Annotated in this window: 26 protein-coding genes; 25 read left to right on the top strand and 1 reads right to left on the bottom strand. The window is 63.9% G+C overall.

Annotated features, from left to right (window positions below; all coding sequences use genetic code 11):
* Nucleotides 1–98: 98 nt before the first annotated feature.
* From ACFWU5_RS16865 to ACFWU5_RS16750, 24 genes are all read left to right on the top strand, one after another.
* Nucleotides 99–947 (top strand): lambda exonuclease family protein, encoded by an 849-nt coding sequence (locus ACFWU5_RS16865; RefSeq protein ID WP_379267850.1) that lies wholly within the window; start codon nt 99–101, stop codon nt 945–947.
* A gap of 55 nt (nt 948–1,002) precedes the next feature.
* Nucleotides 1,003–1,653 carry a hypothetical protein gene (locus tag ACFWU5_RS16860; RefSeq protein WP_379267849.1) on the top strand — a complete coding sequence of 217 codons (651 nt, stop codon included), beginning with the start codon at nt 1,003–1,005 and terminating at the stop codon, nt 1,651–1,653.
* Nucleotides 1,653–1,877, top strand: coding sequence for a hypothetical protein (locus tag ACFWU5_RS16855; RefSeq protein WP_379267848.1), 225 nt, complete (start codon nt 1,653–1,655; stop codon nt 1,875–1,877). Before ACFWU5_RS16860 ends, ACFWU5_RS16855 begins: the two co-directional genes overlap by 1 nt.
* A gap of 163 nt (nt 1,878–2,040) precedes the next feature.
* Nucleotides 2,041–2,454, top strand: coding sequence for an HNH endonuclease signature motif containing protein (locus tag ACFWU5_RS16850; protein WP_379267870.1), 414 nt, complete (start codon nt 2,041–2,043; stop codon nt 2,452–2,454).
* Nucleotides 2,451–3,143: an exonuclease domain-containing protein gene (locus ACFWU5_RS16845; protein ID WP_379267847.1), complete on the top strand. Its 693-nt coding sequence runs from the start codon at nt 2,451–2,453 to the stop codon at nt 3,141–3,143. Before ACFWU5_RS16850 ends, ACFWU5_RS16845 begins: the two co-directional genes overlap by 4 nt.
* Nucleotides 3,140–3,574, top strand: a complete 435-nt coding sequence (locus ACFWU5_RS16840) for a hypothetical protein (RefSeq protein WP_379267846.1) — start codon at nt 3,140–3,142, stop codon at nt 3,572–3,574. Before ACFWU5_RS16845 ends, ACFWU5_RS16840 begins: the two co-directional genes overlap by 4 nt.
* Nucleotides 3,571–4,467: a hypothetical protein gene (locus tag ACFWU5_RS16835; RefSeq protein ID WP_379267845.1), complete on the top strand. Its 897-nt coding sequence runs from the start codon at nt 3,571–3,573 to the stop codon at nt 4,465–4,467. Before ACFWU5_RS16840 ends, ACFWU5_RS16835 begins: the two co-directional genes overlap by 4 nt.
* On the top strand, nt 4,464–5,171 hold the full coding sequence (locus ACFWU5_RS16830; RefSeq protein WP_379267844.1) for a hypothetical protein: 708 nt from the start codon (nt 4,464–4,466) through the stop codon (nt 5,169–5,171). Before ACFWU5_RS16835 ends, ACFWU5_RS16830 begins: the two co-directional genes overlap by 4 nt.
* Nucleotides 5,172–5,210: 39 nt before the next feature.
* Nucleotides 5,211–6,143 carry a hypothetical protein gene (locus tag ACFWU5_RS16825; protein ID WP_379267843.1) on the top strand — a complete coding sequence of 311 codons (933 nt, stop codon included), beginning with the start codon at nt 5,211–5,213 and terminating at the stop codon, nt 6,141–6,143.
* Nucleotides 6,140–6,715: a hypothetical protein gene (locus ACFWU5_RS16820; protein ID WP_379267842.1), complete on the top strand. Its 576-nt coding sequence runs from the start codon at nt 6,140–6,142 to the stop codon at nt 6,713–6,715. Before ACFWU5_RS16825 ends, ACFWU5_RS16820 begins: the two co-directional genes overlap by 4 nt.
* The gene (locus ACFWU5_RS16815) at nt 6,712–7,098 is read left to right on the top strand and encodes a hypothetical protein (protein WP_379267841.1); all 387 of its coding nucleotides are present in this window, start codon (nt 6,712–6,714) and stop codon (nt 7,096–7,098) included. Before ACFWU5_RS16820 ends, ACFWU5_RS16815 begins: the two co-directional genes overlap by 4 nt.
* Nucleotides 7,099–7,306: 208 nt before the next feature.
* Nucleotides 7,307–8,941, top strand: coding sequence for a DNA cytosine methyltransferase (locus ACFWU5_RS16810; protein WP_379267840.1), 1,635 nt, complete (start codon nt 7,307–7,309; stop codon nt 8,939–8,941).
* A 100-nt stretch (nt 8,942–9,041) separates the two neighbouring features.
* Entirely contained in the window at nt 9,042–9,743 is a 702-nt protein-coding gene (locus tag ACFWU5_RS16805; protein WP_379267839.1) for a hypothetical protein, read from the top strand.
* A complete protein-coding gene (locus ACFWU5_RS16800; RefSeq protein WP_379267838.1) occupies nt 9,740–9,961 on the top strand; it encodes a hypothetical protein in 222 nt (73 codons plus the stop codon). The genes ACFWU5_RS16805 and ACFWU5_RS16800 overlap by 4 nt, the downstream gene beginning before the upstream one ends.
* Nucleotides 9,958–10,239: a hypothetical protein gene (locus ACFWU5_RS16795; protein ID WP_379267837.1), complete on the top strand. Its 282-nt coding sequence runs from the start codon at nt 9,958–9,960 to the stop codon at nt 10,237–10,239. Before ACFWU5_RS16800 ends, ACFWU5_RS16795 begins: the two co-directional genes overlap by 4 nt.
* Nucleotides 10,236–10,712: a hypothetical protein gene (locus tag ACFWU5_RS16790; protein WP_379267836.1), complete on the top strand. Its 477-nt coding sequence runs from the start codon at nt 10,236–10,238 to the stop codon at nt 10,710–10,712. The genes ACFWU5_RS16795 and ACFWU5_RS16790 overlap by 4 nt, the downstream gene beginning before the upstream one ends.
* Nucleotides 10,705–11,043, top strand: coding sequence for a hypothetical protein (locus ACFWU5_RS16785; protein WP_379267835.1), 339 nt, complete (start codon nt 10,705–10,707; stop codon nt 11,041–11,043). Before ACFWU5_RS16790 ends, ACFWU5_RS16785 begins: the two co-directional genes overlap by 8 nt.
* A gap of 96 nt (nt 11,044–11,139) precedes the next feature.
* Nucleotides 11,140–11,373, top strand: coding sequence for a hypothetical protein (locus ACFWU5_RS16780; protein ID WP_379267834.1), 234 nt, complete (start codon nt 11,140–11,142; stop codon nt 11,371–11,373).
* 40 nt (nt 11,374–11,413) lie between these two features.
* Nucleotides 11,414–11,593, top strand: a complete 180-nt coding sequence (locus tag ACFWU5_RS16775; RefSeq protein ID WP_379267833.1) for a hypothetical protein — start codon at nt 11,414–11,416, stop codon at nt 11,591–11,593.
* Nucleotides 11,590–11,805, top strand: a complete 216-nt coding sequence (locus ACFWU5_RS16770) for a hypothetical protein (RefSeq protein ID WP_379267832.1) — start codon at nt 11,590–11,592, stop codon at nt 11,803–11,805. Before ACFWU5_RS16775 ends, ACFWU5_RS16770 begins: the two co-directional genes overlap by 4 nt.
* Nucleotides 11,802–12,035 (top strand): hypothetical protein, encoded by a 234-nt coding sequence (locus ACFWU5_RS16765; RefSeq protein WP_379267831.1) that lies wholly within the window; start codon nt 11,802–11,804, stop codon nt 12,033–12,035. The genes ACFWU5_RS16770 and ACFWU5_RS16765 overlap by 4 nt, the downstream gene beginning before the upstream one ends.
* Nucleotides 12,035–12,442 (top strand): hypothetical protein, encoded by a 408-nt coding sequence (locus tag ACFWU5_RS16760; RefSeq protein ID WP_379267830.1) that lies wholly within the window; start codon nt 12,035–12,037, stop codon nt 12,440–12,442. Before ACFWU5_RS16765 ends, ACFWU5_RS16760 begins: the two co-directional genes overlap by 1 nt.
* Nucleotides 12,439–12,783 (top strand): DUF6221 family protein, encoded by a 345-nt coding sequence (locus tag ACFWU5_RS16755; protein ID WP_379267829.1) that lies wholly within the window; start codon nt 12,439–12,441, stop codon nt 12,781–12,783. Before ACFWU5_RS16760 ends, ACFWU5_RS16755 begins: the two co-directional genes overlap by 4 nt.
* Nucleotides 12,784–12,973: 190 nt before the next feature.
* The gene (locus tag ACFWU5_RS16750) at nt 12,974–13,528 is read left to right on the top strand and encodes a DNA methyltransferase (protein ID WP_379267828.1); all 555 of its coding nucleotides are present in this window, start codon (nt 12,974–12,976) and stop codon (nt 13,526–13,528) included.
* Here ACFWU5_RS16750 and ACFWU5_RS16745 read toward each other — a convergent pair.
* Nucleotides 13,525–13,836 (bottom strand): hypothetical protein, encoded by a 312-nt coding sequence (locus ACFWU5_RS16745; RefSeq protein ID WP_379267827.1) that lies wholly within the window; start codon nt 13,834–13,836, stop codon nt 13,525–13,527. The two genes, ACFWU5_RS16750 and ACFWU5_RS16745, sit on opposite strands and share 4 nt — an antisense overlap.
* A gap of 186 nt (nt 13,837–14,022) precedes the next feature.
* On the opposite strand from ACFWU5_RS16745, the gene ACFWU5_RS16740 reads away from it, so the two are divergent.
* The gene (locus ACFWU5_RS16740) at nt 14,023–14,256 is read left to right on the top strand and encodes a hypothetical protein (protein ID WP_379267826.1); all 234 of its coding nucleotides are present in this window, start codon (nt 14,023–14,025) and stop codon (nt 14,254–14,256) included.
* Nucleotides 14,257–14,301: the final 45 nt, after the last annotated feature.

Below are 14,301 nucleotides of genomic sequence, written 5' to 3'. Positions count from 1 at the left end.
CGCGGACTCATCAACGCCCTCTGGATGGAAACCGCCTGCATCCTCGCCCTCGGCGGATTCTTCGGCTTCCTTGCATGGCTCGTGAATTGGAGCGCCCTGTGACCGCATTGGCCCCCACGGACACCCGCCCCCGCCTCATCGTCCTCCCCGACATCGTCCAAGGCACCGACGACTGGCACAACCAACGCCGCGGCATGGTCACCGCCTCCGTCGTCGGCGACCTCATCACCGTCCGCCGCCTCGCCGCGATCGACTACGACTGCCCCGACTGCCGCGCCCTCGCGAACGAGCCATGCCGAAGCAAAACCCGCGCAGGCGCGCTGATCAAAACCTTGCACGCCGACCGCGCCGAGCTCGCACGCCAGAACACCTCCGTGGTGTTCAAAACCGCGAGCAACGAAACCTCTCGCGGCCTCACTGCCTTGCTTGTCGCTGAACGCATCACGGGCTGGACCGACGCAACGTTCCTGTCCGACGACATGGTGCGCGGCATGGAAGAAGAACCCCGCGCCCGCGACCACTACAGCGAACACTACGCACCCGTCCACGAGACCGGGTTCATGATCCGCGAACACAACGGCATCTGCATCGGCTACTCCCCAGACGGACTCGTCGGCGCCGACGGACTCATCGAAATCAAGTCCAGGCGCTCGAAAATTCAACTCCAACACTTCCTCACCGGAAACATCCCCGCCGACAACATGGCGCAACTCCAATGCGGCCTGCTCGTCACCGGCCGCAAGTGGCTGGACTACGTCAGCTACTGCGGCGGCATGCCGATGGCAGTCACACGCGTCCACCCCGACCCCCGCTGGTTCAAAGCCATCCTCGACGCCGTCCACGCCTTAGAGGAAAACGCTGCCGAGATGATCCGCATCTACAACGAGGCCACCGCCGGACTCCCCACCACCGAACGAGTCCTCGGCGAAATGGACATCGTCTTCTGAAAAACCGCACACCCCAACACAACTCGGCACCGCAAACACTCCGAAAGGCATCACGATGACCACATCCTTCAACCTGGCAGAAACCATCATCCCGAAATCAGACCAACTCAACGCCGAAGACGTCCTTTCCGGGCCGCGCACAGTGACCGTCGAACGCGTCAACGAGGGATCCGCCGAGCAGCCGGTGAACATCCACCTCGTCGAGTTCCCCGGCCGCCCATTCCGGCCATCGAAGACCGTCCGCCGCATCCTCGTAGCCGCATGGGGTGCAGAAGCGGCAGCGTACGTCGGCCGGCGGATGACCATCTACCGCGACCCGACCGTGAAGTTCGGCGGCCAGGAAGTCGGCGGCATCCGAATCAGCCACCTTTCCCACATCGATAAGCGACTCACGCTCGCCCTGACCGTCACCCGCGGCAAACGAGCGCCCTACATCGTCGAACCGCTGCCTGCCGGGCCGCCGCTGATCACCGAAGCCCAGGCACAGGAGATGGCAACCAACATCGAAACCGCCGCCGACCGTGCAGCACTCGACGCGCTCGGTGCACAACTCAAGACGTTCGACCTGGGACAGCACCGGGCCCGACTGGGGCAACTGTGGAAGAACCGGGCCAACACCATCAACACCGCAGCAGGGGAGACACCGCCCGCAGACGACGTCCAAGACGCGCCCGCCGACTACTACGACGGCCCGCCGGAGCAGTGATGGAACTTCGCCCCGACTACAGCGTCGGCACCTGGCTCGCCTACCCAACTTCGGGTGGGCGGGCCGGGGAAGGCGGCGACTGCTACGAAGTCGCCGCGTTCGCCGACGACGAACTCGCCTGCCTCCGCTACTGCAACACCCACGACGGATACAAAGCCGCCTACCTGCTGCCCGGACAAACCCTGCTCCAAGCAGTCAGAGCAATGGAGAACCACCGTGACTAGAGCACGAAAGACACGCTCCGACAAGCACGAACGACGCGAGTGCGGCCGCTGCTCCGCGCCGGTCAAGAGAGCAGAAACCAAGTTCTGCTCGCGTGCCTGCTGGCGGGAAAGCCTGTTCGGCAAACCGAATCCCAACAAAGTAGCCGACCCGGTCGCGCACATCATGAGCCGAGTCGAGAAGCACCCCAACGGCTGCTGGGAATGGACTCAATACCTGGACAAGGACGGCTACGGCTACGGACGGCTCACCGTCCTTGGCGGCGGGTTCCTTGTCCACCGAGCCCTCTACCAACTGCTGGTGGGTCCAGTTGACGACAGCCTGGTCATCGACCACCTCTGCCGAAACACGAAGTGCTGCAACCCAGAGCACCTGGAACCTGTGACTCAGGCCGTCAACATCGACCGCGGATACATGGAGCCACGCAAAGTGGATGCCGCCCACTCTCGAACTCACTGCCGCAACGGACACGCCTACACACCGGAAACCACTCGCAGCACGAAGCCGGGAGAGCGCAGATGCCGAACGTGCGTAGCCGCGTCGTCACAGCGATCTAGGCAGAGGAAGTCCGCCGCATGAACAGCTGGATGCATATGCCTGCCGCTGCGTTCGACCTAGAGACTTCTGGTGTCGACGTGTTCTCTGATCGTGTCGTGACCGGCTGCGTCGCCCGCATTGACGGCGCGAGTGTCGCGTGCCGCAGGTGGCTCGCGGACCCCGGCGTCGAAATCCCCGCCGGCGCGACCGAAGTACACGGCATCACAACCGAATACGCCCAAAAGTACGGGCGCCCGCACCAAGACGTCGTCGACGAAATCGTGGCCGACCTCTACGCGTGCTGGGCCGAAGGACGGTATGTGGCGGTTATGAACGGCAGCTTCGACCTGACGATGCTCCACACCTACCGTCCCGACTTCGAAGTCCGTGGGCTCGTGGTGGATGCGCTGATCGTGGACAAGCACTACGACAAATTCCGGCGCGGCAGCCGGAAGCTGTCCGCGGTCGCCATCCACTACGGCATCAGCCTCGACAACGCCCACGACGCGGAAGCCGACGCGCTCGCCGCGGCACGTTTGGCGTGGAAACTGCCCCGCCTGTACCCCGAGTTGGCGACGTTCACTGCTGACGAGTTGATGGAACGCCAAACCAGCTGGTACCGCGAACAAGCCGAGTCCTATGCCGCCTACCGCGCAAAAAGGGGCGAACCGGCCATCCACATTCCGACCGCCTGGCCGATCCAGGACGCCCCCGAAAGCGAAGCAGCATGACCCACCGCGACGGCGCCTACCTGCTTGCCGCAGGTTACGTCCCCGCCAGCGAAACCCGAACCCGCCTCCAAGAATTCGCGACCGCCGGCGTCATCATGACCCGCCTCGCCGCGGGGATCGGCTGGCACCCCGAAAGCGTCAAAAAAGTTGCCTCCGGACGTAACCGGTACGTCCCCGGACACGTCGCCGACGCTGTCCTTACGCTCACCGTCGACCAAGCCCTGCGCGACTACGGCCCCACCCCGGCACGCCTGGACCCCGTCACCCTCGAACTGCTGCTCGCCGACCGCACCGTGACCGTCGCCTCCCAGGACAAACCCGTCATCGCCGCGGCCCTGCACTCCAAAGGCTGGTCCAAGACCCGGATCTCCCGCACCCTCGCCATGTCCGGCACCAAAGTCAACCAAGCCCTCGGCCAGGTATCGACATGACCAACTGGCTCACCGAAACCCCGCTCCGGCCACCACCAGCCGAAACCGCCGGCGCCAGATTCGCACCACGTCGCATCGACAACTCCGTCCGGTCCCGCCGCGTCGCCGCACCATCCACACCCATCTACCACAGCCGCCGCCACATCAAAATCCAACGCGGCATCCCCGTCCACTCCGTGCCCGCCGTAATCGTGCGCGACCACATCAACACCCTCACCGGCTACGGCTGCAACTACTCGATGATCGCCGCCGCGGCCGGAACATCGACCAGCGGAATCCAAAAAATCGCCACCGGGCCCGCCGTTTACGTTCAACGAACCACCGCCGACGCCATCCTCGCCGTCACCCCAACCCCGCACCCGCTGCAGCGATACGTCCTCGCCATCGGCGCGATCCGACGATTGCGGGCACTCCAAGCCATCGGCTGGACCATGCAAGCCGTCGCCGACCACGCAGGCGAAAAACGAACCACCATCGCCAACCTCGGCCACCACCCCACCATCACCTACGCCCGGTGGAAGCAAGTCGCCGACGTTTACGACCAACTCAGCGGCCAACTCGGCACCAACGACCGCACCCGCAACTGGGCTAAAAAACGTTGCTGGCCAACACCTCTCGCATGGGAGGGCGTCAACATCGACCACCCTGACAGCACCCCGATCCTCGACGCCGAACCCGCCCAAGACACCCTCGACGAAGTCCTGCTCCGCCGCATCCTCGACGACCGCCACACCGGCCCCGTACCGAAAAGGGAACGCCGCGAAGTCCTCAACCTAACCGTCAAGAACGGTTGGACCCACACCCGGCTCGCCCGACTGCTCAACATCAGCGACGACGCCGCCGACCAAGCCCTAGTCAGGCACCGCCGCAAATACGCCAAAGGCGCGGCATGAACACTGCCCTCGCCCCACGCACGATCGACACCAAACGGTACCGGTGGCGCAAAGCCAACAACATCGTCCTCTACACCTCGTCGACGCTAGTGCGCCAACACATCACCGAACTCGCAGCCCTCGACGTCACCCCACAAATGATCGCCTACGTCGTCGACTGCGACCGCCAAGCAATCCAGGCCATCGCCACCAACGCGCGCATCCGGATCGACTTCGCTGCCCGCATCCTCACCGTCTCTCCACACCCACACCCGTCGCAGCGCCACGTCCTCGCAACCGGAGCCCGACGCCGTATCTGCGCGCTGCAGGCCCTCGGCTGGCCACGGCGCATCCTCGGCGAACATCTCGACGTCAACAGCAGCATCATCAGCCAACTCTGCACCCAAACCCACACCAGCTACACGCGGTGGTTGGCGGTGCGGAACCTCTACGAGGAGCTGTCAGCAACCCGAGGCCCCAGCAACCACGTCGCCTCCACCGCGCACCGCGCCGGACACCCACCGCCGCTCGCGTGGGAAGGCTCCGACATCGATCACCCACTCGCACCACCGGACTGGGCAGCCGCCGGCATCACCCTGCGCAACCGATCCGAATGCACCCGCGGCCACCCCTACACGCCCGCGAACACCTGGCGCAGATCCAACGGCAACCGCATCTGCCGCACCTGCAACCGCGCCACCAAACGCTCCCGCACCGCCGCATAAACAGCGCCCCGCCAACCCCGGAAAGGACGGCCACAGGGAATGCCGAAAGACAACCGGACCTTCATCACCCTGGCCGTCGACATGGACCGCCACCCCAAGTTCGCGGCCCTCAACGACGCCCAGAAATGGCTCATCGTCAAAGCCATCATGCACTGCCGCGAGTACCTCACCGACGGCCAGATCAGCCTCCCGGTGTGGAAGAAGATGGGAACGGATCGGAACAGAAAAGCAGTTCTTGCCACCGGTGTGTGTTCTGTAGTTGCAGAACAAAATTGCGTCATCGTCCACGACTACGCGGAGCACAACCAGACCCGCGCAGAGGTCGACGCCGCGAAGGAAAAAGCCAGGTCAGCCGGGCAAAAGGGCGGCCTGAGCAAGGCGGCCAACGCCAAGCGAAACCCACCGCCGAACCCTAGCGAAGGCCTAGCACCTGCTAGGCATCTGCTTAGCGAAAACGTAGCAGAGTTAGAGAAAGAAGAAGAGAACACTACTTACGTACCTAGTGCTGCTTACGTAAGTAACGCGGGCGAGTACGAAAACGGCAACCCCGAACCAACCGTCGAAGCCACCGGTCCCAAGGTGCCGCCCGACGGCTGGAAGATCGTGCGCCAAGCCACCCACGGCCTCTCACAGCCCACCCGCACCGAACTCGCCCTCCAGGCCGCGGCCATGCTCCGCGCCGGAGTCAACGCCGACGACATCCTCGCCGGACTCGAAACCTGGATGGCACGCCCCGACGCCCGCATCGGCCTGTTCCGGCACCTCGTCGACGACGCCGTCAAAACCCGCCGAGCCCCCCTCGCCATGGCCACACCGCTCGCCGCATCCGACCGCAAAGCCCGCGACCAAGCCGCGATCTTCGACGAAGTCCGACGCAAACACGCCACACCCAACCAGTCGCCGCTGCTGCAGATCGTCGACGCCGAACCCAAAACCCTGCCCGCCGTAGACGATTGGAGCGCCACCGCATGACCACCAACCCCATCGAGGTAGCCCAGGCAGTCGTCGACAACCTCCAAAACCACGACCTGTGGTTCCCACGCGTCGGAGCCGGAGCAGTCGAAGCCTGGGCACAACGATTCGCCGAATCCGGGCTCCCCGTCGAAGACCTCCTCGCCGGCGTCAACCACGCCCGCACCCACCACACCCAGGTCTCACAAGCCCGCGCCGACAACCGATCCGAACCCGCCGAACCGTTCCGACCCACCCCCGACCTGATCGTCACCCACGCCCACAAAGCCCGCCGCGCCGTCCTCGCCCAACTCCCCGCCGAACGGATCGCCGAAATGGACATGGCGAACCACCTCCTCCAAGAAATGGGTTTGACCCCCCAACGAGCCCACCGGCTCTCCCGCGACATCGCCCTGTCGCTCGCCCTCGGCCGCACCGCGGTTCACGACCTCACCGACACCGAGATGGCCGAGTTCAAAGCCCTCGTCACCGCCACCAAACAGGCGTCGCTGACCTTCCGGGATCGGCGTCGCGAACTCGCCCAGAAACTCCGCGTCGGCGACCTCTACAACGCAGAAAAGGCAGCCTCATGAACCGGCTTGACATCCCGGAGATTCTTGACCTGATCCGAATCCCCGCCACCGACATCGCCATCACCCACTGGCACACCACCATCGGCCACCTCGACACCGAAACCGTTCGAGAAGCCATCGAAATCCACCAACGCGCGAACACATTCGTGCCCACCGCCCACGAAATCCTCGACATCGCCGGCGACATTCACCGTCGAGACAACCCACCACCCGAACCAGTCAGGAGGCACGCAGTCATGACCGCCTACACGCTCACCGGCGCTCTGAACCATTCGTGCCCTCGATGCGGTGCCAACCCCGGCGACACCTGCACCGCGGTCACCGGGCTGGAAGCGCACGCACCGTGTGTCGCCAGGCTCGTCCGGAAGGTGGTCGCGGCATGAAAACAATCGTTAGCCGACGAAACTGCGTACATGGGACGCAGTTCCCCGAATCTGGTTTGTTGTTCTGCTGCGGTGCGCTGCTCGGCTTCGAGATGGTCGTACGCCCGTCCAGCGTCCACGGTGCGGATCGAACAGGCGTTCGATGGGCATCGGGTAAGGCTGACAATTCTACGGGGCTTCTGGGAGCCGTTCCGGTCGGAGGTGTTCGGTGACCACTCTGGCGCCCGCGCGCACCGCGTCGCACCGGCCCGCCGTCCGTCAGCGTCGGTTCAAGCACGACGAACTGATCGCCGTCGACCTGTTCTCCGGGTTCGGTGGGATCACCCAAGGCATCGAAGCCGCTGGGTTCACGACGATCATGGCCGCGAACCACAACGCCTACAAGGTCGAGGTCCACGAGGCCAATCACCCCGATGCCCAGCATTGGATCGCCGACTTGGTCAATCCCGAGTCGTCGGACTACCACTCGGCACGTGATCTGCCCGCGGGGGACTTGCTCGTCGCTGGTGTCTCGTGTGTGAACCACTCGCAGGCGAACACGAAGAAGGCGTACGAGCAGGGTGCGTCGCTGTTCGATTTGGATGACCCGGATTTCGATGCGCGCGTGACTCGTTCGGAGCGTGATCGGGCGACCGCGAACTGCGTGCTGCACTACGCGGACCAGCACCGGCCGCGCATGATCCTGGTGGAGTGCACCACCGAGCTGGTGTCGTGGGGGCCCGCGATCCCCGGCCGGAAAAAGGTCGGCGATGGGTCGACGTACAGGTGGTGGTTGAAACAGTTCAGCAACCTCGACTACCAGTACCGGGAACTCCGTTTGAACTCGATGTTCTTCGGTGTCCCGCAGTCCCGAGACCGCCTGTACATCGTGTTCTGGCAGAAGCACATGCCCGCACCAGATTTGGATCATTGCCCGCTGTCGTGGTGCCACGCGTGCGACGACGCTGTCGAAGCGGTGTGGTCGTGGAAGACGGGTGTGCCGCCGACCGGTGCCGTCCGATATGGCGCCCAGTATCGGTACACCTGCCGGCGGTGCCGTCGTGAAGTCGTTCCGCCGATGACTCCGTCCGTCGAGGCGCTCGACCTGACCGACCTGGGTTCGAAGATCGGTGACCGGCCGTTGAAGAAGTTCACCGTCGGCGACCACGAAGTGTTGAGCCCGCTCGCTCCGGCGACGATGGCGCGTGCGGAACGGTGCCGGAAACGATTCGCCGACTATCCCGCGATCCTGATGCCCGCCAAGAGCGTTCACGGTGTCGAAAGGTTGCTCGGGCAGCCGATGGCGACGCAGACCAGCCAGCAGGAGACCGGGATCTTGTCGACGGGGATGGCGATGTTCGCGCACCGTCACAACGGCGACGGCCAACACCTCACGCGCCCGATGGACACGGTCACCGCCACCGAAAGTCGCGCGTTGCTGTTCGCCGCGGTCGCTAACTACCAGGGCGCGACCCGTGGCCTGAATGTGCCGTTGCCGACGCAGGCGGCATCGGAAACGCTCGGGTTGATGGCCGGGATCGTGCCGTTTCGGAAGAACACGCGGCCAGCGCTCGGTTCGGAGTCGATGCCGACGATCACCAGTGAGCAGATCCCCGGGCTTTTGACGGCCGAATGGGCTGCGCTGCTCGCCAATCTCACGTTGGAGGAGTGCTACTTCCGGATGCTGCGTGCACCTGAGGTCGGCAAAGGCTGCGGGTTCAATCCCGACTTCGCCGGACAGCCGGGCACATTCAAGGTGTGGGGATCCGCCCGCAACCAGGTCGACGGCTACGGCAACGCGGTCTCGCCGGCGGTAGGGGAGTGGCTCGGGCGTCGGATGCGCCGCAGCTTCCACCGCGAGTAGGTCGCGGCATGAACGGTCTGATCACGATGTGCGCATTAACGCATGTGACATCTTCTCAACCCCCTTCCAACCCGAAACCCGCACAGACTCGGAGCCCGAAATGACCACGCCCATAGTATTTTTGGATACAGAGACCGATGGCCTCCATCCAGGCCGCAAGGTGTGGGAAGTGGCGATGATCCGCCGCGACGACGCCGGCGAACGCGCGATCCAGTTTTTCGTCGACATCGACCTCGACACTGCGGACCCGTTCGGTTTGAAAGTCGGCAGGTTCTACGACCGGCACCCTGTCGGACAGTGGCTGTCGCGTCCGGGTGATCTGTCGCCGTACACGTTGGATCGGCCGCTGCCTGGTGACGACGGCCTGAACATGGTGTTGCCGTACCTCGCCGCGGAACTGGTCGCCCGCTGGACCCATGGTGCTCACATTGTCGGCGCGGTACCGAACTTCGACACCGAGGTGCTCGGCAATCTGTTGCGCGAGAACGGGCTTACCCCGAATTGGCACTACCACCTCATCGACGTGGAGAACCTCGCCGTCGGTTACCTCGCCGGGTTGCGCGCGTCAGGACGGCTCGATACCCCTGATGGCGAGGAGTCGTTGGAGGACAAGGCGTTGCGGCTCGACCGTCTCGCCGCGATCGCGCCGCCGTGGAAGTCTGACAACCTGTCTCGGCTACTCGATGTCGAACCCCCGTCGGAGGCGGAACGGCACACCGCGATGGGTGATGCCTGCTGGGCAATGCGCCTCTATGACAAGATCACCGGCTACGTCGAGCCCGCCTTGGAGGCAGCCGCGTGAGCGACATCGACGAGGCTGCCCTCGAAGCGAGCCTGCAGCGTGCCCTCGACGAGCCGATGCCGACCGAGTTGAAGAAGACGATCGCCGCCCTCATCGAGCCGCACACGATGGACATGTACCTCAAGCATGGTGACGTGATGACCTGTATTCGGGTCGCATTTCCCGTGATTCGTGACTGGCTCGCCGAGCAGGACAAGCCGAAGCCGGTGACCGAGTGACCGCCGAGGAGATCCGCGCCAAAGCGATCGAGCGTATCGCCCACGCGGAATGGGTGGAGCATCACCGGTACGAGATCGCATCGGGTAACCGGGCATGGGAGACAGAACGGGAAGCCTTCCGGGACACCTACCGATGGTGGGCTGCCAGGATGGTCGACGCGCTCGGCGACATGTTCCCTACCGCGGTGGAACACCGGGCGGCCTACGCGGTTTTGGATACCAGCGATCAGGGCATGGTGCAGCGTTACCTCACCGACTGGCACGAGGTGACCGGGTGACCGTCGATGAACTCCTCGCTCTCACCGCCGGCGACCTCGAACTGTTCTACGAGGCCACCCGCCGCAGGTACATGGGTGGGGACAGCGAATACGACAGCCTGCCTGCCCATGTGCGTGGCCTCGCGGAACCTGATGGTGGCCTGCTCGCCATCATCCAGCTCGCCCACCACCGCACCCGCGAACTCGAACGGGTGCGTGAACAGATGCAGCAGGATTACACGGCCATCTCAGCGAAACAGCAACGCGACGCCGAACGCATCCACGCCCTGGAGGCCACTCTGCAAAAGGGGGAGTGGGTGTTCGCAGCCGCCGATGTGGCAGCAGCGAAGCCGACGGGTAGCGGTGTTGACCGGACGATCGTCGCGCCGGGTGCGCTCGCCAAGATGCTCGCCGACACCGACACAGACCCGCCCCCGAAGCTCCGGGAAGCCATCGCGCGCGCCCGCCAACGCAGGGAGAACCCCAATGGGTGAAACCACCGAGATCGACCAGCTCGCAGAACTTCTCCAAGAGGACTGGGGCGATTTCCTCGACTGTGCTGGCACCGACGAAGACATCGACGGCTTCACGTTCGTCACCGACGAGGTGCTGGAGAAGAGGAGCTGGCACACCGTCGAACGCGTCATCGTCCGGGGACCGTCCGGGCAGCACTACGCATTCATCTGGTGGAACCCGCTCACCGAAATTCAGGAACCTGTACCGCCGACGACCGCTAGCCGCCCGCTCGTGACCCCAGTCCGAGCCGTCGAAGAAACCAAGACGATCACCGTCACCCGCTGGGTGACCGAGGAGAACCATGGCTGACCGCTGTGAACAAGAGCTGTGCCGCAACTGGACTGGGTCCGGCTGCATCTGCGAAGTGATGGACATCGACCCCGACGTCGTCAACGAGGAGCACCCATGGTGAGCCTTTGGTGGTCGTTCGCGCTGACGACGATCGGTGTGACCGGTCTGTTCCTCGTCTTCGGGCGCCCGAACTCGCTGATCGGCCCCGTGATCGGTCTGTCGGTGCAGGCCCTGTGGACCGCGTACGCGGTCGCGACCGGCCAATGGTGGTTTCTGTTGTCGGCGTTCACGTACGGCGCCGCCAACATCTACGGCCTGTCGAAGCGGCGGAAGACGGACACCGAGTGAGCCACAGCCTCAACGGCCGCGAATCCCACGAGGAGCCAGCATGACCCGCCGACTGATCCGTACCGTCGCCCAAGCCGACGCCTCACCGCAAGGTTCTGTGGCCGACGACGGGTGGGGCCACCAATACATTCGCCGCGGCGACGCCTGGGTACGCGAGATCTGGATCGAAAGCGCTGAACTCCTCGCTGACGGCCCCGTAGAAACCGAGGACCCCGAATGAGCGTCGTAACGTCCCGTACCCGCACCGTCACCCACCACGAATGGTTGGTGCCCGTCCCCGCCGCGGCAGGCGACTTCCTCGAAGCCGTCGACTTCGCGATGCGCCGGTACCGCGAAACCTTCGGCGCCGGAACCCTTCACGACGACTGGGCGCACATCAGCCACGACGACGAAAACGTCATCATCGGATTCACGACCGAGGAACGAGCATGAACACCCGAACCCGAACCGCTGCAACGGTTCTCGCCCTGTCCCTGTTCGCCGGCGTCGGCGGCACTGCGTGTTCGAAACCGCAGCGTTGGTGTGAGCTGGACCAGGGCGACGTCCTCGTCTCGGACTCGTACTGCGAACAGCAGGTCGCCGGGTACGAGTGGGAGCCCGACCACGACAAACCCAAGCACAAGAAGAAGCCGGTCAAGGCGAAGCCGAAGGCCAAGCACTGATGATCAAGTTCTGTGCCACCTGCGGGCACGCGAGCGCCGGCCACCGGTTCCGGCACGATTTCCAGCCCGCCGAATTGGATCGGACATTGCCGGAACCGGGTTTGGAGATCGGACGCCTGGAGGTGTCGTGCCTGCCCCGCGACCACCCCGAGCGGGTTTTGTTCACGGTCAACGTCGAGTACCGCGGCAATGGGTTGTGGGCAGTCACCCACCTCGGGCGCTGCTACGCCGCCGACGGCAGCCGAGACGTCGAGTCGATCCCGAGCGAGCGGCGTGACGAATGGTTGGCCGCGCACCGTTTCCCGTTCGATCAAGCCCTCGCGTTGGCGAAGCAGATCGCACCGTTCGTGCGCAACGGGCGGTGGGGTGTTGCCGAAGCCCTCGCCGAAGGAGACACCGTCACATGACGATTGAAGAGTTCATCCGGGCAAGGCTCGACGAAGACGAACGGATAGCGCGAGAGTCAGACTCGGGTGATGGTCAATGGGGATTCGACGAGCGTTTCGACCATGTCGGCACGAGCGACGAAACCGTGCACAGCCTCCACCACAGCGAGCACATCGCCCGCCACGACCCCGCCCGCGTGCTGCGCGACATTGCCGGGAAACGGAAGATCCTGGCGAAGCTCGCGGACGCGGGCACTCCTGTCTGGTGGTGGCACCTGCACACCAACGACATCCTGACCGCAATGGCCCAACGATGGGCCGACCACCCCGACTATCTGCGGGCTTGGGAAGAACAGGAATAACTCCCGACGTAATTCCCGTTCCGGCTTGACTCGTGGAGCGACAATCGGGAATGTGAATAACCGAATGGGGGCTTAATTGGCCCTAACACCGTATTACTCCGACGAGTACGTGACTCTATTTCACGGCTCATGCCTCGACCATGACGAATGGTTAACCGCCGACGTCCTAATAACCGATCCGCCCTACGGAATGTCCTACACCGGGCGCGGCGGCGGCAAAACCTTGATCGTCGGTGACGACACCACCGAAATCCGCGACAAAGCATTCCAACGTTGGCAAGAACACAACCCCGACAAACCAGCGCTCATGTTCGGCACCTGGCGCGTACCGCGACCACCCACCCCTAAACTCGTGCTCGTTTGGGACAAAACCGACGGGTCCGGCCCCGGCATGGGCGACCTTTCCTGCGCGTTCGGGTCCTCCCACGAGGAAATCTACCTGTGGGGGAAATGGCCTCGCGGCACCCATAAACGCATCGGCAGTGTCCTGCGCACCAACACCTCACCGTCAGCGTTAGCCCGCAAGATCGGGCACCCCACCCCGAAACCGATCGGGCTCATGGAACTGCTCATCGAACGCTCCGTCCCTGGTGCGACGATCGCCGACCCGTTCGCGGGCAGCGGATCAACCCTGGTAGCAGCCCAAAACCTCGGCCGGAAAGCTGTCGGGGTCGAGCTCGACGAACGCTACTGCGAACTCATCGCCAACCGGCTCGACCGAGGCATCCTCGACCAAGCCGCCTAAGCACACTCCGGGCAGAACGCCACCAACGTGTACCCGTGCTGGCATTTCGCCGCCGCGGCAACCGGGAACCCGCGCCCGTTCAAAAACCATGCCGGGTACGTGTCAACGTCAGCGACGGTCACCGGGCGCGCCAACACCTCCGCCGGCGGTTCCGGGATGTCCCGATGGTGCTCGAACCGGGTCTGCGCATCCTCGGGGCTGCCCGCCCACACCGGCACACCACACGGGTCACACACCCCAGCAAACAGTACGGCACTGTCGGTGTGCATCTTCTGAGTGAAAGTGATGGTGCAATTTGTGCTGGTCATTCCCATTTCCTTGCCGCAGTTTCCGATTGACAAATTCGATACATTGTATCGCTACTGTCTAGCGCTACAAAGAAGCGCTACACAATAGCGCTACAATGTAGCGCTACAAGGTAGCGGAATAGTGTTGCGGTGATGAACTCGCGTCCATCACGAACTCGTGTTTGCTTCGGCGATACGATCACAGACGTGACGGAAGAACTGGACCCACTCCGGGAAGCGAGCCAAAATTTTGTTCGCTTGTCGGAACAAACAGAAGAAGCGAGACAGGAAGTATTCCAACAAATCCTTTCCGCATTACGCAACGGTCAACGACCCGTAGATGTCGCAGATGCATCCCCATTCAAAGAGGCCTATGTTCGTCGCCTCGCCAGAGCCAACGGGATCGACCCCGCCAAACCGCGACATCGCCGTAACAACTGACAGTCGCTGACGCCGCGCGGACCCGATACCCGCGCGGCCAAATTT

Source organism: Nocardia sp. NPDC058640, from assembly GCF_042716995.1.
In the GTDB taxonomy this organism is placed as follows: domain Bacteria; phylum Actinomycetota; class Actinomycetes; order Mycobacteriales; family Mycobacteriaceae; genus Nocardia.
Note: the sequence above shows the minus strand (reverse complement) of the source record. Positions and strands in the feature narration are given on the sequence as shown.

Bases quoted from the DNA above. Each gene is read 5' to 3' on its own strand.
- ACFWU5_RS16860 (WP_379267849.1), top strand. From the start codon at position 1,003: ATGACCACATCCTTCAACCTGGCAGAAACCATCATCCCGAAATCAGAC.
- ACFWU5_RS16855 (WP_379267848.1), top strand. From the start codon at position 1,653: ATGGAACTTCGCCCCGACTACAGCGTCGGCACCTGGCTCGCCTACCCA.
- ACFWU5_RS16850 (WP_379267870.1), top strand. From the start codon at position 2,041: ATGAGCCGAGTCGAGAAGCACCCCAACGGCTGCTGGGAATGGACTCAA.
- ACFWU5_RS16845 (WP_379267847.1), top strand. From the start codon at position 2,451: ATGAACAGCTGGATGCATATGCCTGCCGCTGCGTTCGACCTAGAGACT.
- ACFWU5_RS16840 (WP_379267846.1), top strand. From the start codon at position 3,140: ATGACCCACCGCGACGGCGCCTACCTGCTTGCCGCAGGTTACGTCCCC.
- ACFWU5_RS16835 (WP_379267845.1), top strand. From the start codon at position 3,571: ATGACCAACTGGCTCACCGAAACCCCGCTCCGGCCACCACCAGCCGAA.
- ACFWU5_RS16830 (WP_379267844.1), top strand. From the start codon at position 4,464: ATGAACACTGCCCTCGCCCCACGCACGATCGACACCAAACGGTACCGG.
- ACFWU5_RS16825 (WP_379267843.1), top strand. From the start codon at position 5,211: ATGCCGAAAGACAACCGGACCTTCATCACCCTGGCCGTCGACATGGAC.
- ACFWU5_RS16820 (WP_379267842.1), top strand. From the start codon at position 6,140: ATGACCACCAACCCCATCGAGGTAGCCCAGGCAGTCGTCGACAACCTC.
- ACFWU5_RS16815 (WP_379267841.1), top strand. From the start codon at position 6,712: ATGAACCGGCTTGACATCCCGGAGATTCTTGACCTGATCCGAATCCCC.
- ACFWU5_RS16805 (WP_379267839.1), top strand. From the start codon at position 9,042: ATGACCACGCCCATAGTATTTTTGGATACAGAGACCGATGGCCTCCAT.
- ACFWU5_RS16785 (WP_379267835.1), top strand. From the start codon at position 10,705: ATGGGTGAAACCACCGAGATCGACCAGCTCGCAGAACTTCTCCAAGAG.
- ACFWU5_RS16780 (WP_379267834.1), top strand. From the start codon at position 11,140: ATGGTGAGCCTTTGGTGGTCGTTCGCGCTGACGACGATCGGTGTGACC.
- ACFWU5_RS16775 (WP_379267833.1), top strand. From the start codon at position 11,414: ATGACCCGCCGACTGATCCGTACCGTCGCCCAAGCCGACGCCTCACCG.
- ACFWU5_RS16770 (WP_379267832.1), top strand. From the start codon at position 11,590: ATGAGCGTCGTAACGTCCCGTACCCGCACCGTCACCCACCACGAATGG.
- ACFWU5_RS16765 (WP_379267831.1), top strand. From the start codon at position 11,802: ATGAACACCCGAACCCGAACCGCTGCAACGGTTCTCGCCCTGTCCCTG.
- ACFWU5_RS16760 (WP_379267830.1), top strand. From the start codon at position 12,035: ATGATCAAGTTCTGTGCCACCTGCGGGCACGCGAGCGCCGGCCACCGG.
- ACFWU5_RS16755 (WP_379267829.1), top strand. From the start codon at position 12,439: ATGACGATTGAAGAGTTCATCCGGGCAAGGCTCGACGAAGACGAACGG.
- ACFWU5_RS16750 (WP_379267828.1), top strand. From the start codon at position 12,974: ATGTCCTACACCGGGCGCGGCGGCGGCAAAACCTTGATCGTCGGTGAC.
- ACFWU5_RS16745 (WP_379267827.1), bottom strand. From the start codon at position 13,836: ATGACCAGCACAAATTGCACCATCACTTTCACTCAGAAGATGCACACC.